Annotated in this window: 15 protein-coding genes and 1 pseudogene; 7 read left to right on the top strand and 9 right to left on the bottom strand. The window is 65.3% G+C overall.

What is annotated here, in order from left to right; genetic code table 11:
• The coding region (locus tag OXQ95_RS17490) for a replication initiator protein A (RefSeq protein WP_267382808.1) at positions 1–352 on the top strand (352 nt) is incomplete at its 5' end.
• 566 nt (positions 353–918) lie between these two features.
• Here the strand turns inward: OXQ95_RS17490 and OXQ95_RS17485 are convergent.
• The 6 genes and pseudogenes from OXQ95_RS17485 to OXQ95_RS17460 all read right to left on the bottom strand — a co-directional run bounded on the left by OXQ95_RS17485 (position 919) and on the right by OXQ95_RS17460 (position 4,040).
• Positions 919–2,573, bottom strand: a pseudogene (locus OXQ95_RS17485) (type IV secretory system conjugative DNA transfer family protein).
• A 2-nt stretch (positions 2,574–2,575) separates the two neighbouring features.
• Positions 2,576–2,845, bottom strand: a complete 270-nt coding sequence (locus OXQ95_RS17480) for a hypothetical protein (RefSeq protein WP_267382807.1) — start codon at positions 2,843–2,845, stop codon at positions 2,576–2,578.
• Complete coding sequence (locus OXQ95_RS17475; protein WP_267382806.1) at positions 2,842–3,192, bottom strand: DUF3147 family protein; 351 nt, start codon at positions 3,190–3,192, stop codon at positions 2,842–2,844. Before OXQ95_RS17475 ends, OXQ95_RS17480 begins: the two co-directional genes overlap by 4 nt.
• On the bottom strand, positions 3,174–3,473 hold the full coding sequence (locus OXQ95_RS17470) for a hypothetical protein (protein WP_267382805.1): 300 nt from the start codon (positions 3,471–3,473) through the stop codon (positions 3,174–3,176). Before OXQ95_RS17470 ends, OXQ95_RS17475 begins: the two co-directional genes overlap by 19 nt.
• A complete protein-coding gene (locus OXQ95_RS17465) occupies positions 3,470–3,697 on the bottom strand; it encodes a conjugal transfer protein TraD (RefSeq protein ID WP_267382803.1) in 228 nt (75 codons plus the stop codon). The genes OXQ95_RS17470 and OXQ95_RS17465 overlap by 4 nt, the downstream gene beginning before the upstream one ends.
• 13 nt (positions 3,698–3,710) lie before the next feature.
• Positions 3,711–4,040 (bottom strand): conjugal transfer protein TraD, encoded by a 330-nt coding sequence (locus OXQ95_RS17460; protein ID WP_267382802.1) that lies wholly within the window; start codon positions 4,038–4,040, stop codon positions 3,711–3,713.
• A 165-nt stretch (positions 4,041–4,205) separates the two neighbouring features.
• Between OXQ95_RS17460 and traA the strand changes: the two genes are divergently transcribed.
• The 6 genes from traA to OXQ95_RS17430 all read left to right on the top strand — a co-directional run bounded on the left by traA (position 4,206) and on the right by OXQ95_RS17430 (position 11,456).
• Positions 4,206–7,097, top strand: coding sequence for a Ti-type conjugative transfer relaxase TraA (traA, locus tag OXQ95_RS17455; RefSeq protein ID WP_267382800.1), 2,892 nt, complete (start codon positions 4,206–4,208; stop codon positions 7,095–7,097).
• A gap of 206 nt (positions 7,098–7,303) precedes the next feature.
• Complete coding sequence (locus OXQ95_RS17450; protein WP_267382799.1) at positions 7,304–8,050, top strand: hypothetical protein; 747 nt, start codon at positions 7,304–7,306, stop codon at positions 8,048–8,050.
• Positions 8,051–8,117: 67 nt separating this feature from the next.
• The gene (locus OXQ95_RS17445; RefSeq protein ID WP_267382798.1) at positions 8,118–8,615 is read left to right on the top strand and encodes a DUF4142 domain-containing protein; all 498 of its coding nucleotides are present in this window, start codon (positions 8,118–8,120) and stop codon (positions 8,613–8,615) included.
• A gap of 155 nt (positions 8,616–8,770) precedes the next feature.
• Positions 8,771–9,463, top strand: coding sequence for a DUF6118 family protein (locus OXQ95_RS17440; protein WP_267382797.1), 693 nt, complete (start codon positions 8,771–8,773; stop codon positions 9,461–9,463).
• Between the two features lie 774 nt (positions 9,464–10,237).
• On the top strand, positions 10,238–10,741 hold the full coding sequence (locus OXQ95_RS17435) for a Pycsar system effector family protein (protein ID WP_267382796.1): 504 nt from the start codon (positions 10,238–10,240) through the stop codon (positions 10,739–10,741).
• Positions 10,742–10,745: 4 nt separating this feature from the next.
• Entirely contained in the window at positions 10,746–11,456 is a 711-nt protein-coding gene (locus OXQ95_RS17430; protein ID WP_267382794.1) for an adenylate/guanylate cyclase domain-containing protein, read from the top strand.
• Between the two features lie 42 nt (positions 11,457–11,498).
• On the opposite strand, the gene OXQ95_RS17425 is transcribed toward OXQ95_RS17430, so the two are convergent.
• The 3 genes from OXQ95_RS17425 to OXQ95_RS18855 are packed head-to-tail and all read right to left on the bottom strand — an operon-like array spanning position 11,499 to position 14,795.
• The gene (locus tag OXQ95_RS17425; protein ID WP_267382793.1) at positions 11,499–12,422 is read right to left on the bottom strand and encodes a TIR domain-containing protein; all 924 of its coding nucleotides are present in this window, start codon (positions 12,420–12,422) and stop codon (positions 11,499–11,501) included.
• 22 nt (positions 12,423–12,444) lie between these two features.
• Complete coding sequence (locus tag OXQ95_RS17420) at positions 12,445–13,266, bottom strand: E2 domain-associated cysteine-rich protein (RefSeq protein ID WP_267382791.1); 822 nt, start codon at positions 13,264–13,266, stop codon at positions 12,445–12,447.
• Positions 13,263–14,795, bottom strand: coding sequence for an adenylate/guanylate cyclase domain-containing protein (locus OXQ95_RS18855; RefSeq protein WP_267382789.1), 1,533 nt, complete (start codon positions 14,793–14,795; stop codon positions 13,263–13,265). Before OXQ95_RS18855 ends, OXQ95_RS17420 begins: the two co-directional genes overlap by 4 nt.
• Positions 14,796–14,869 lie beyond the last annotated feature (74 nt).

The raw sequence follows: 14,869 nt of genomic DNA, 5'->3' as shown, positions 1-14,869 counted from the left end.
GGAGCGCGCGCTGTATCGGATCGCCCGCAAGCACGTCGGATCGCAGCGCGGTGGGTGGTTGTGCCGGGTGGAGGTGCTTCGCGACAAGACGGGTAGCGACGCCCAGCCTAAGGAGTTCAACCGGATGCTTCGGCGGGTGATCGAGGCGGACCAACTCCCTGAATATGCGATGGAGCTGGCCGAGACGACCGACAGGAGCCCCGCTGTGCAGTTCAGGCGCCGGGGGGAAGTGGAGGCAATGGCGCTGGCCGAGAAGATGCGCGTCGAGGAGGCGCGCCGTGCTGGCTACGAGGCCGATCGCCGGCATGCCGACGAGGTAGACGCCCACATGGAGCGGCTATCCCGACGCTGAACTATCGGGGTTTCACACACCGCGGGCGCAACTATCGGGGTTTCACACACCGGGAGCGGGACGAGGTGACTTAGATCATGGCCGGCTTCGGAGCCGAAATCCGTTCAGGCTGTGGATAACCAGCCCCGGCAAGCTCTGCAAGGCACCGCTGGAGTCGGGGTTTCACCCACCTTTGCTTCGGGGGATCACCCACCGCACTATCGGGGTTTCACACACCGAATCACGGGGTTTCACCCACCAGACCCGCTCACAACACCGCAGAAATCCGCGCCTTTTTGCCCTATTTTCCCGGCTTAACCTTCTTAACGATTCCTATTTAACAGAATCTCTTAACCCTCAGCGAAACGAAAGCAGCGGCGGCAAATAAGCGGAATGGCCCCTACGAGACCATGCGCCTTCGTTGCGTGCCGGCTATCGCCGTCACAAGGCGGCCTAGGGCCGCAGGGCTTCCGAGGAAGCCAAGCCAATCCGACGGTGTGTGCCTGCGACCGTTGCGCGTGCTGAAAGGGCAGGGGAGGGTGAGCCGATACCCCAAAACTCACCGTTCGGTTTGATGGGGTGTGGGATCAGGCTGGATCGTATCGCCCGGCGAACTCGCGATCGGAGTAGTAGCGAAGCTTGGTGGCGATCACCGGCCGCTGCCCGGCGAGGAACAGGAGCTGGCGATCGGGTGGGAGCGTGCGGACCTCATCGGGGGTAAGCAGCGGCCGGCCGACATGCTGCTGTCCGAACGTGATCCCGCTGCCTTGCGCGTCGAGCGCCCGGCTCATCGTGTCGAACACCACCGTCTCCTGCCCGAGCAGATCAGAGACGAGCTGGGCGCTCTGCTGGTCGTTGACGCCGAACACCTGCAGCACGCCCGCATTGGACAGGAAGGTGCCGGCGCGCTTGCCGTAGAGCGCCTGGAGCTGGTGGATGTCCTGGACGATCGGCCAGAGCTGGATGCCGTAGCCGGCCATCAGCCCCATCGCGCGCTCGACGGGTTCCAGGTGACCGAGCGCCGCGAACTCGTCGAGCAGGAACAGCACGGGCCAGGGCGAGCGCCCCGGCGCCCGTGCCAACTCCGTGAGCGCCTGTGCGACCATCAGGCGCAGCCAGCGGGCGTAGGTATCGAGCCGATCGGGCGGCAGCACCAGGAAGATGCTTGCCGGGCGTTCCTTGAGATCGGCGAAGCGGAAGTCCGAGCACCCTAGCGTCGCAGTCATGCGGGGGCTGTCGAGAAAGTGGGTATGGCGCTGCGCCGACGACAGCACGCCCGCGGCTTCGCGATCGGACTTGCCGAGCTGGCGATTGGCGGCGCGGGCGACCAGGCCGCCGGCGGCCTGCATCCGTTCGAGCAGGCTTGCGAAGGCGGCCGGCGCCAGCGTCAGGTGGTCACGCAGCGTGGCGAGGGTGCGGGTGGCGGCGGGCTCGCTCGCGACGACGTGCATCAGCAGGCCGGCGATCAGCGCCTTGGCCTCCTCGTTCCAATGCGCCTCCGTCTGCTCGTTGTGGGCGTCGTGGACCAGCGCGTCGGCGAGCGTCATGCAGTCGTCGGCGACATCGAGGCCGGTCGGGTCGATGCGATCGAGCGGGTTGAACCCGGCCGGCGCCAAGCCGGTGATACCGAACGGGTCGAGGACGTGGACCGGGCCGAACTTGCCGCGTTGGCGGGCGGCGATGCGGGCGTTCTCGCCCTTGGAACGATGCAGACGACAGCGAAGGGGTATTCGAGCAGATTGGGGATGATCGTGCCGACGCCCTTGCCGCTGCGCGTCGGCGCGATCGTCAGTAGGTGGGCGGGGCCGGGGTAGCGCAGCAGCTTACCCGACCTGCGGTCGCGGCCGATCAGCAGGCCGGTGTCGCCGGTCAAGCTACGTGCTTCCGCGTCGGTGGCGAAGCGGGCGGTGCCGTGAGTGTCGGCTTGAGTAGCGCTGCCATAGCGCAGGATCATGGGTTGGAAGAGCGCGCGCAGCGGCACCAGCAGGATCGCGAGCCAGATCGGTATCCAGAGCAGCCCGACGAGCGTCGGATGGCTCTTCAGACCCCCGTAGAGGATCAGGGCGTCCAAACCGAGGATGAGAACGACTGCCACGGCTACCGTCAGGGCCAGGACGCCGAGCAGGTGCTTGGCGATACGGAACGGGCCGAACACGAGCCCCTGGACCGCCCAGACGGGGTTTTGGCGGGCCATGTGGGCGAGGGCGCGGCTGGCCCGGCCGAGCTGGCGGAACCATTCCATGCTCAGGCCGCCTGGAACAGGGTCAGGCGGACGATGCCGGGTAGGGCAGCGATGTCCGCCTCAATGCCGGCGACCGCTTCCATGCGGTCGCTTGGCCAGTCGCGCGACACGCTGACGGCGCCCGCGTCCGTCTCAAGCTCGATGAGGCGAGTTTGAGGTAGGAGGTCGAACAGGCGGACCAGCTTGTCGTGCAGCTCGGGGGTGACGTGATGGCTACCCGGCCCGACCGTCAGGAGCTGCCAGGGGCGGGCGAGGGCAGGGGAGTCGGTCACAGTTGCAGGCCCAGGCGTGGGGCGGCCCAGGTCATGGCGGCATACAGCGCGATCGTCAGCGCGCATCCCGCGAGGAGCGCCGGCCAGAAGCCGATGCCGTGGCGGAGCAGGGCCGGGATCGCCAGGAACATCGGCAGTGAGGGCAAGACGTACCAGAAGGTCGCGGACGCATGGGCAGCCATGTTCGCCGCGTCAGGCTTCTCGTTCCATAGCCACACCATGCCGAGCACCGACACCAGCGGCAGCGAGGCGATGAGCGCGCCGAACCCCGGGTAGCGTCTGGCGAGCGTCGAGGCGACGGCGATCAGGATGCCGGAGATCGCCGCCTTCAGCGCGAGGTAGAGCATAGCCGCTTCCGGTTGGCGGCGACCTTGCGCCGGTAGTGCTTCACCGAAGCCTTGGTGGCGCCGAGCGGCGTCGTGCCCAGCGCGCCGGTCAAAAGGCGGGTCTGTAGCTCGATCGCGGCGTGGACCTTCTCGGTCACCATCAACTCGGCTTCAGCCGCGCCGGCTGAGCCACCCGCGGCGATGCGGGCGGTGCGTAGCGCCATCACCGATGCCGCTTCGGCGCCAAGCATCCACATGTCGAAGCCGGCGGTCAGCCACGCGCTATACGCCTTGCCGCTCATGTCGCCGGTTCCTTTGTGTCGCCTTCCAAATCGAACGCGCGCCGACCACGGCGTTTCCAGAGCGTGAGCGTGTCGCTGGGATCGTCACTCCGCGTCTTGCCGACCAGTTCCAGCAATGCGCCGTAGATGGTTGCGCGATCGTCGTCGGCGAGTTCAGCCAGGCCGGCTTTCTGAACTAGGCCGCCCAGCTCGATCAGGTGACGGGTTCGCTCGCGGCGTTGCATGACCCAGGTTCTGCTATCCGTTCGCTTGGTCGCCGCTTCCACCCGCAGCATCGCCGTCCGCTGCTGTAGCTGCATCGATGATGTCGCCCGGAGCAGATTTGCCAGACTTGCGCCCGCGCCGCTGAAAGAAGCCGGCGCCTTTCACACGCCACGCCTCCTTCGCGTCTGCATCCTTGGAGGCGACCGCATCGAGCAGCACACCGGCAAGCGTTTCGATATCGAGCGCGTCGGCGCCGGTCATGGCAACGAGTTGGCCGAGCTGTTCGACCTTACGGGCTTTTAGCGCCTTGGCCTTATCGCCAAGTGCCTTCAGCTCCGCGTCGTAATCGCGCACCTTGCGCATGTGCCTTTTCTCCCTCCGTATAGGCACGCAGCCAAGCCCCCGGATCAGGTAGGCAGTTCACACCAGCAGCGACACCAAGTCAATCACGAGAAGCGAAGCGGATTGTGAGTGCGCGCTTATACGTCGTTGCCGACGTGCGCTCAGAAAGGTAGAAGCCGGAGCGCGATGGCGATCTACCATTTCAGCGCCAAGGTGGTCAGCCGCGCCAACGGCTCCAGCGCTGTCGCGTCCGCCGCCTATCGCTCGGGTAGCGAGCTGTTCGACGAGCGGCTGGGGCGGCATCACGATTTCTCGAACAAGGCGGACGTGACCCACTCGGAAGTGCTGCTGCCGGAGGGGGCACCGCAGCGTTTAAACAACCGCACCGTGCTGTGGAACGAGGTGGAGGCTGGCGAGAAGCGCAAGGACGCGCAACTCGCCCGCGAGATCGAGTTCTCGATCCCGCGGGAGATGGATCGCAAGGACGGCATCCGGCTCGCGCGCGACTTCGTTCAACGCGAGTTCGTGGACCGCGGCATGGTCGCAGACCTCAACGTACATTGGGACCGGGCGGAGGATGGCAGCCCGAAGCCGCACGCGCATGTCATGCTGGCGATGCGCGAGGTAGGCGCGGACGGGTTCGGAAAGAAGGAGCGGGACTGGAACCGGGGCGAGCTGTTGCAGCACTGGCGGGAGGCGTGGGGCGCCCACGTCAACGAGCGGCTGACGGAGCTGGGGATCGATGGGCGGATCGATCATCGCTCCTATGCCGACCAGGGTATCGCGCTTGAGCCGCAGAACAAGATCGGGCCGGCGGCGTCGCGGCGGCCGGGGCAGGGACTGGAAGCCGAGCGGATCGAGGATCACGGCCGCATCGCGCGCGAGAACGGCGAGAAGATCATCGCCGACCCGCGTGTGGCGCTGGACGCGATTACGCGGACGCAGGCGACCTTCACCACCCGCGACCTGGCCGTGTTTGCGTTCCGTCATTCGGAGGGCAAGGAGCAGTATGACCGGGTGATGGCGGCGGCTAAGGCGTCGCCGGAGCTGGTCGCGCTGGGCCGGGACGGGCGCGGTGACGAGCGGTTCACGAGCCGCGAGATGATCGCAACCGAGGCGCGGCTGGAACGGTCGGGCGACCGGCTGGCGGAGGGGCGTCACCACTTCGTCGGCGCCGATCATGTATACCGAGCGCTCGATGCGGCCGAGGGCAGGGGGCTCACCCTGTCCGCGGAGCAGCGCGACGCGTTGGGGCGGATCACCGAGCGCGACGGGCTCGCATCCGTCATCGGCTATGCCGGCACGGGCAAGTCGGCGATGCTGGGCGTCGCGCGCGAGGCATGGGAGAGCGCCGGCTACACGGTGCGCGGCGCCGCCCTGTCGGGCATCGCGGCCGAGAATCTTGAGGGCGGTTCGGGCATCAGCTCGCGCACCATCGCCAGCCTCGAACATGCGTGGGGCAAGGATCGCGACCAGCTCGGGCCGAAGGACGTGCTGGTGGTGGACGAGGCCGGCATGATCGGCACGCGGCAGATGGAGCGGCTGCTGTCGGCCGCGGACCAGGCCGGCGCCAAGGTGGTGCTGGTGGGCGATCCCGAGCAGTTGCAAGCGATCGAGGCGGGCGCAGCCTTTCGTGCGCTTTCTGAAGCGCACGGGGCGGCCGAGATCACCGAGATACGCCGGCAGCGGACGGACTGGCAGCGCGATGCGACGCGCTGGCTTGCCACCGGACGGACGCCGGAGGCGATCCAAGCCTATCGCGACCATGGCATGGTGCAGGCGGCGGACACGCGCGAGCAGGCGCGGGCGGGGCTGGTGGAGGGTTGGAATCGACAGCGCCAGGCCGAGCCGGAGCGGTCCCGTATCATCCTCACGCACACCAACGCCGAGGTGCGTGAGCTGAACGACGAGGCGCGCGAGCGGCTGCGAGCGAGCGGGGATCTAGGTCAGGACGTGAGCGTGCAGGCGGAGCGGGGCGAGCGGCAGTTCGCATCGGGCGACCGGATTATGTTCCTGCGCAACGAGCGCTCCATGGGCGTGAAGAACGGCACGCTGGGCACGGTCGAGCGGGTATCGGCCGATCGGATGGGCGTGCGGCTCGATGACGGGCGTCAGGTCGGGTTCGACGTGAAGGATTATGCCGCGGTTGATCACGGCTACGCCGCCACCATTCACAAATCGCAGGGCGTGACGGTCGACCGGGTGGACGTGCTGGCGACGCCGGGCATGGATCGGCACGCGGCTTATGTCGCGCTGTCGCGGCACCGGGACGGGGTGCAGCTCCACTACGGTCGCGACGACTTCGCGTCCGGCGCCAAGCTCGCCGCGGTGCTGTCGCGCGATCGGGCGAAGGACATGGCGGCGGACTATGCGGCCGAGCCGGCTGAGCCGGACGATCAGGTTCGTGCTTTTGCGGATCGGCGCGAGATCAGGCTGCCCGAGCGGGTGCGGGAGATCGTGCGCTTCGTCGAGACGAAGGCCCGCGGCATGTTCGCCGGGTTTCGGCCGAAGGCGTCGGAGGCTCAGGCGCGCGATTACGAATCTGAAAGCACGAACCGGCCGAACCAGGACGTGGCGATCCGGCGCTATGCGCGTGCCGCGGTCGATGTCGCCGGTATGGAGGAGAAGCGCCTGCCGGTGCTGCCGCACCAGCGGACGGCGCTGGCCAAGGCCGGCGAAGCACTGGACCAGGTTCGACCCGATGGTGCGCGCGACCTCGCCGCGGCGATCGAGCGTAACCCGCAGCTCGCGCGCGACGCTGCGGGCGGCGACGTGCGTGGCGCGATCCGGGGGATGGCAGAGGAGGCGCGGGTCCGCGCCGACCCGCAGCTCCGCGCCGAACGGTTCATGGAACGCTGGCGGGCGCTGGAGGCCGAGGCCAGCCCAGGCAGCAGCCACGCTGGCCGGGCGCTGATCGACGGGCTGCGGCATGACCCGGCGTTGCGGGCCGAGCTGGCGCAGCGCGCGCCCGAGCTGGGGCTGAACCGAGACCGGCAGGCGCCCGAACAGATACTGCAACGGCAGATCGAGATGGAGCGCGCGCGCGAGCGACAGCAGGATCGCGGGTTCGAACGGTAGAAAGGTCAAGGGGGGGGCGGTGCCAGTCGATCCTGCCCAGCCGTCACGTTCTATTTTGAGGTCAAAACGGTTCCTTTCCGCGACGGACTAAAATAACGTAATTTCACGATTTGCGGATCGGTCATCGCTGCAATTCCGGTTTGAACCATCGAAGCAGGGGCGGAATGGCCATAGACCGACAGGCGCCTCGACCAGGCAGCGACATCATGCGGATGGTTCCGGACAGTGCCGACTGGGACCTCACGGTCGCTGCCGGATGGAAGACGCTGCTGGGCAGGCTCATCAACGACGGCGCACGTCTACGCTTCTTCCCTCATCGGATCATGATGTTTCTGCTTCTGGCTCAGAGCGACGACGGTCGAACGCGCGATCTACGTCTGGACGATGCCGAAAAGACGTTGGTCGAGTGGAAGCGCATAGCACGCGGGATGACGACCCATCATGCCGATATCGGCGTTGCTGAGGACCTATCGCCGAAGTTGACGGCGTTCATGATGCCCAAGCGCGACACGTTTGATGTCTGCGTCGACCGGTTCGGCGAGACTGCCACAAGGCTCGTTAAAGCGATGCGGCAAGGAGGCGGAGACCGTGCCTTGCTATCGGACTTGGCGGATTATGTCGCGACCGAGCTGCTCGCGTGCATGAACCAGTTGGTGGCGGACTTCGCGAAGGAACTGGAGATCACATCTGAAGGCGAGCGGGACGCGAGCCTGTCTACCAGGCGCAACGTCGCGTGGCTGGAATCGTCGGCAGCGACGGTTGCGCGCCTCACGGACGATCTGGCGCGGGTCAATGCCGGGGTGCGGATGATCGCGCTCAACGCCCAGATCGAAGCCGCTCGCAGCGACACGCACGGGCAGGCTTTCGGTGCCGTCGCGGCCGAGATCAAGGCGCTCTGCGGCAGGATCGGCAAGCTGACCGCCGACATTCAGGCGCATCTTCAGAAGGGTTGATTACGTGTTCAGCCACCGGAACGGCCGAAGGCATGTCGCATTGAGAGTGCGAAGCAGGAGAAAGACTATGAAGCTCGCTATCCCATTCGCGTCGGCGCTGGCCTTCGGTGCCGCCACGGCCATGGCCGCGACCGCTACCCCGGACGATCGGGCGTTCGTCGCCAAGGTGTCGCAGGGCGGCATGTTCGAGGTGGCGGCGGGCAAGCTGGCGGAAACCAGAGGATCGACCCAAGACGTGCGCGACTTCGGCGCGACCGAGGTTCATGACCACATGCTGGTCGGCAATAAGCTGAAGACCATCTCGACGAGCGAGGGCGTTCCCGTCGCGTCGAGCCTCAACGCCGAGTTCGCGGGCAAGCTGTCGCACCTAGCCAGCCTGTCCGGCACTGCGTTTGATACCGCCTATCTGACCGAAATGGCGACGCTGCATGACGGTGACGGCGCGGCCTTCGCCAAGGAAGCCCAGGACGGCGGCAGTGCCGCGTATCGCGCGTTCGGTGACGAGAGCCACCGCATCGTCCAGCGTCATATCGGCGCGATCAACGGCGCGCCACTGCCGAGCTGAGCAGCCGTATGATCGCGAGCCGGGCTGGCGCCGGCCGGATAAAAGAAGGGCTGCCCCTCGGGGCAGCCCGGAAGTTTTAGGAGAGGATGCCTGAAAGGCGCACCTTTTGTGCGGCGCAGCACAATCGGTTGCAAGTGCAAAAGGAACAGGGGCGGATGATGGCGAGCGACGGCGAGGACGAGGCCGCTAAGGCGTTCGAAGGCCTGCGCGCCGAGGTGTCGCTGATGCGCTGGGCCGTCGAGCGGCTGGCGGCTGAGCGGGCCGACGACGGCCATGCGCCGGACTATTCCGAGACGCTGGGCGTCATCGCCGCCAACATTACTGCGACCGCGCAGCGGGTCGACGTGTTGGCCAGGAGCCCGACGCTGTCGCTCACGCCCGAGGAAACCGGCCGGCAGATCAGGACGGCGAGCTTCGACGCGCGTCGGGAGGACAATCGCCAGTTCGCCGCTGCCAAGCAAGGGATGGACGAGACGACCGCCAGGCTCGTCCGGCACCTGGATTCCCATGTCATGGTGGGTGAGCAGCGACGCCGGCTGCGGCAGGTCGGGCTCGCCGGGCTCGCGATCGGAATGGCGCTGTGGGCGATTCTCGCCGGTCCGATCGCGCGCGCCTTGCCGGCGAGCTGGCTGCTGCCGGAGCGGATGGCGGCGCGTTCGCTACGCATGTCGATGTGGGAGGGCGGGCAGCGGCTGATGCGGGCCGGTGATCCCAGGTCGTTCGCCGGTGTACTGGCGGGCAACCGGCTGGCGACCGCCAACCGCGAGGTGCTGGAGGCGTGCGCCAAGCAGGCGGGCAAGGCCAGGAAGGCGGTGCGCTGCGCGGTCCAGGTCGGATCGAAAGAGTAGGATACGGCGGCACCCTGGCGCGCCGCCTTGCGGGTCACGGCTGCCTGCCGTTACACCGCAGTCGCCGCGGAGACGCGGCCGAGGCGTGGAAACCTCGAAGAGCAAGAGCCGGTTCGATCGACCGGGTGGCGGGCGCGTATGTCCAAGCCATCCGGCCAAAGGCGTTCGCGCCTAGCTTGCTCTAGGTTTCCAACACCCGGTTCCGAAGCGACGACGCGCCAGCGGCGCGTCGCCGGCTTCAAGGCCAGGAGCATAACCGATGGCGGCGATCAGGTACGGGCTGCTGGTAGCGAGGGTGTGCGTAGCTGGGCTGGCATCGGCAGGGGTGCTGCTTTTGATGCTTTCCGTGCTGATCAATCTTCTGCGCCGATAGAGGCGTAAAGGGATAAGCAACTGGGCCGGGATGGTGGCGCCATTGCCCGGAGAGCGATCCAGCAGGCAAGACCCGCCAAGTGTGCATGCTGTGACGGCAGAGGCCTGGCGGGTTCGATTGCCTGCCGAATAGCAGCCAGTTCCGCGGTTGGCGAGCGTTCACCGGCGGACGGTATCGTGTCACAACCGCTCGGTTATGACACTGGTCAAACTCAATTGTAGACACCCAGTAAACGCTATTCTTATCGCGGAAGCGGGCGCTTACTCCGCTGTATTAACTAGACTCTTGAATCGGGTCGCCCCAAGTGTGTTTGGCTGGCATGTAGATCATTCCGTAGTTAAGTGACGAGAAATGGATGGGCACGGGCGCAAGAGCCCGGCCCGTATCGCTTGGAGCGCCTGATGAAGGACATCGACGTCACGGAAGCGCAGCTTTCTCGAGTGCTGAGCTTCTTTCCTCGGGTGGACACCAAGGTGGGCGGTTTGTTCGCGGTCAATTCCGCGCTTCTTGCGATTAGCGCGGCTAACGTGCAGGCCGGCGACGTGAAGCAATGGTATATCGCGGTTCCGGCCGTGTTCCTCGCGCTGGGACTCATCGCCTCCTACACATTCCTCTATCGCTGCAACTTCCCTGACCTGAAGGGCGATCCGAACAGTATCATCTACTTCGCCGCAATTCAGAACAGAACGGAGAGCGCCTTCATCGCTGAGTACGAAGCCGTCACCGACGATGCATATCGCGCGGACATGCTTCGTCAGGTCTGGAAGAACTCGGTTATTTTATGCGAGAAGTATCGTGCAGTTGCGGTAGCAATACGGTTTACCTTGGCGACACTGCTGCCGTTCGCCATCTTCCTAACGATGACTGCCATCGAGCATTCTCGCATTCCGTTTCTGAAGGGCTGAGGACATGGCATTGAAATCGGATCTCACCGATGCCGTTGACGACATCCTCAGCAAATCTTTCGAGGAACGCGACGGCCAGAAGGTCCCGACTTCGACGGACGTCGCCTTGGCCAATGGTGCCGTTAAGCTCGAGGCGGCGTTCCTCTACGCGGACCTAGCCGGCTCGGGTCTGATCGCCAAAGTGTGCCCCTGGGAAACTACGGCGAAGATCATCCGGGCCTACCTTGACTGTGCCGTTCGCATCATGCGCGCCCATGGCGGCGAGATACGTAGCTTCGATGGTGATCGCGTGATGGGCGTTTTCATTGGCGGCTCGAAACGGTCGAACGCCGTCAAGTCGGCGCTCAAGATTAAGTGGGCGACGGAGGAAGTGATCCAGAAAAAGGCGACGGCCCGTTTCGCATCGGTGAGGAATAACGACGTTAAAATTCGGCAGGCCTGCGGCATTGATGTGGGCGTTACGAGGGCGGTACGTGCGGGCATCCGAAACAACAACGACCTGATCTGGATCGGGCGCCCCCCGAGCTTCGCCGCGAAGCTCTCGGACCTGCGTGAACATCCTTACAGCACCTTCATTTCAAAGGCGGTCTACGACAGCCTCCACGAAGACGCGAAGCTGAGCAAGGGCGTTGACATGTGGGAGAGCAGGACGGTGGCATTCGCGGGTGCGTCCGAGAACATTTATCGATCCAGCTACTGGTGGGAACCGGGCTGACCATCAAATTGGCTCAGTTGTGTCTGCCGTCAGAATGCCAACCTATGACGCCTTACGGTCGCGACGCACGCCGATGAACTCGATGCGGTGCCGCGCCTGATCGCAAGCTTTGGCAACCGACCTCTCCATCTTGTCCTGATCACCGCCCTGATAGCGCAAGGTGGTCAGACCGGCGAGATCGGAAGGGAGCCGGATTTTGGCATCCGCCTCGACTAACAGGAAGGATCGCTCTCGACCCAGCCGGCCAACGGAGATGCCGTATTCGAAGTGGACGTTGTCTCGGGCCACCTTGCTGGTTTCGCCGCGTAGCACGAGCATGTCGTCGGCTTTTGCGACTGCGACAGTGAAGTCCGCCCGCTCGATCGCATCCTCGAGCGAGCTGATCGGATATTCGGAAACGGCGAAGGTGCCATGATCCCACAGATAGACCGGCATCTCGTCGGAATCGAGGTTCTGCCGGACCTGACGTGCGACCGGCAGCCCTTCTTTGGACGAGATGACGAAGATCCTGGGGTGTTCATTCGCGGCACCGACCTCCTGGTTGCGGTGATCGAGCTGATCGGCAACCACATCGGCCGTCGCCTTCCAGAAGTCGACGTCGGTGCCGACGATTTGGTTGAGTTCGCTCAGGCCGATGCTCAGGACCAGACTTTCCTTTGTCGCTCTCAAGGTCGCCGTCCGGGGACGGGACCGATTGAGGCCGGCGAGTTCACCGACCGCCTCTCCGGCAACCCGCGTCTGCTTATACTGACCGTTGACTAATACCTCGAACTCGCCTGCGAGGATGAAGTGCAAGTCGTTCTCCCAGGTGCCTTGCTCGATGAGGATCGCGCCTGGCGCGAACTCGGCGGTGATGCCGGCTTCTGCAAGCTTTACCGCGAGCTGCCGCTCGCCGCGCACGAGCCGCTGTCGCAGAAGCGCTTCAACGACCCCTTCCTGATCAAACCGGTCCTTGAGACTTACCATCAACAAATCTCCATACTCGCGCCTAAGCCGCTGCCTTGCTCGCGACGGGCGCTGGTGTTGTTTTGGCCAGGGGACAATCGTCCATCGTTCCGCAGCACTTATGTCCGGCGAACACGTCCCAGAAGCGGCGCTCCTGCTCCGCCATCGAATGCAGCTCCAGTGCGAGCGTGGCCGCGGCTTCAGCGTGGTCGCTACAGGACCGCATAGTCCGCGGCCTTGGCCGGCTCCCCTCACTGCAAAGACATGGGCGGCGTTGATTCACGACGCGCCTGCTACGCAGCCAGACGGCATAGACGCGATCTCCACCGCGCATGACCCTGATGCCGGGTCCCTCCGCACCGCTTCCCCGGACAACCAAGGAAAGCCTGCCTTCCTGCATGTCGGTCGCTATCGGATTTCCGAGCCGCTCCGCCGCCCTCTCAGCCCGATACTGGTGCAGTGCAGCAGCCCCGTGCGCCCGGCCCTGGCCCTCGGGCCAGCGGCGCCGGCGCGCGGCCCGCGCCTGTAACTGAAGGAAGCGGACCAGGGTCTCCCACCAGGCGAGCGCCGCATCCGGACCGTCGATAGCGATGTCATCGACGGCGCGCCAGTAGAGGCAGAAGCTGCCGTCGGCGTTGATGTGACGCTCCGGGCAGAAGGCGGGAAGCAGCGTTGGAGTCACCTCCTTCGCCGAGGCCGACGTCCCCGTCACGGACGCGTGGATCTGATAGACAGGACGCCGGCCGTCGCTGAGCGTCACGGGCAGTGATATGATGAGTTCCTGGCCCGGCCCGCGGCCGAGTTCGGTCGCGCCGAGGGCCGGGAGGCAGGCCGCCAGCAAATCAAGGGGCGATGTGCCGGTCACTTCAGTTCCGCGTAGGGACGGACGACCCGTTCCGAAGCCGATGCGATGGCAGGTGCTGCCAGGGCGAACGCCTCCCGCTTCGCCACGGCCGCAGTCTCGTCACCCTTCTCGGAAAGGGCCTCGACGGTCTCGTTATAATCGAGACCCTTGGCCTTGCGTTTCGCTCCAAACAAATCCCGCACCGCTTGCGTCCCGGCATCGTAGGCGGAGGCGCCGATCGCGGTCTCATCGCCGCCACAGCGCGACTGTTCGGCTTCGGACGTCAGCACGCCCCGGCTGACAGAGCAACGAACGCGGTCACCCTGCATACCTAGCCGGCTGACGGTCATCGGGCCAAACTCGAATCCGATCGCCAAGCCGAGACCCTCAACGTCGATTTCCTCGCCCTCCAGCTTTTCCAAAGCCAGATCGAAGCTGGAGCGGAGCGCGCCCGCGCAGAGCGTCGCGGTGCTCACCGTCTCGGGATCGTCGGTGGTGTGCACCGTGCCATCGCATAGCAGCCCGTGAAGGCAGTCGCCGATAAAGCGAATGCGGCGGCCGTCGAAGTCGCAAGTTAGGACGCGGTCGAGTTCGGCGCGGATGACGTGGAAGACACGCACGACGTCCTCCGGCGCGTCGTCGATGTGCTTGGCCACATAAGCGGTGAAACCGTCGATGTCCGCATACACCGAAGCTGCCTCCTGCCGCCTGGAGTTTCCCGGCGTGAGCGACGTGATGTCGAGAGTGCGGAGAGGAGGCGTATGGCGCGAGAAGGCAAAAGCGCCGATCGGGTGCTTTTCCAGATCCTCCTTCCACTCTTTGACGATGGTGTCCTTCGAGACGCCGAGATCAGCTGCCTGCTGACACTCCTCGATCTCGCCTGTCGTCAGCGCCTTGGACGCGGGCTTGTCCACGGCGTCGAGGCCGATCGCCTCGCGGGCATTGTTGGTGAGATAGATGCCTACCCGGTCCCCTCCCCCGGACATCTTCGCTGCGTGGTTTGCCGGCGCGCCAAGGAAAAGGGGTTCACGCCCGCCGCGGCGCCCGTTGTTGACCGCGAGCGCCTCGCCCGAGTCGATGCCGACGCGCACCTTGGCATTCGGGATGGACTCGTCGGCGTCGCCCGTCTCCTGCAGCACGTCGATGATCAGTTGCGCGATCGCCACGGCGCGACGGATGCGCTTCGCCTCCGCGTCGGACTCGCTGTTCGAGGGTCTTGCCACCAAAGCGTGCAGCCGCTGGTTGTGGAAATCCACCCGGCGCGTGTCGCAGCGGCTGAGGATGCGGTGCACGGCGCGATAGTGCAGGTTGAGGAACCGAAGCGTACGCTTGTGACAGGTCACGCCTTCGTCCGCCGTGACATGAAGCATGTCGCTGAGGTTGAGGATGTCTGCATAGAGATGCACGCCGTCGACGCGATAGGCCTTGTTGCCCGGGATGTCCTCGAGCGACATGTCACGGTGATAGTCGACGATCTTCACTGTCTTCACGTCGCCGATTTTGCGCTCGATGTGCTTTTCGGCGCGATCATGGTTCCAGTTCTTTGCCACGCTTTAGCTCCATTATGGAGGAAATCGCGCCTCGGCCTTGAACGAGGCAGGATCATCCCTTCAATGGTGTATGC

It is taken from the genome of Sphingomonas sp. GC_Shp_6 (genome assembly GCF_026540835.1).
GTDB lineage: Bacteria > Pseudomonadota > Alphaproteobacteria > Sphingomonadales > Sphingomonadaceae > Sphingomonas.
The sequence above is the reverse complement of the archived record's forward strand: the minus strand, read 5'-3'. Positions and strand labels throughout refer to the sequence as shown.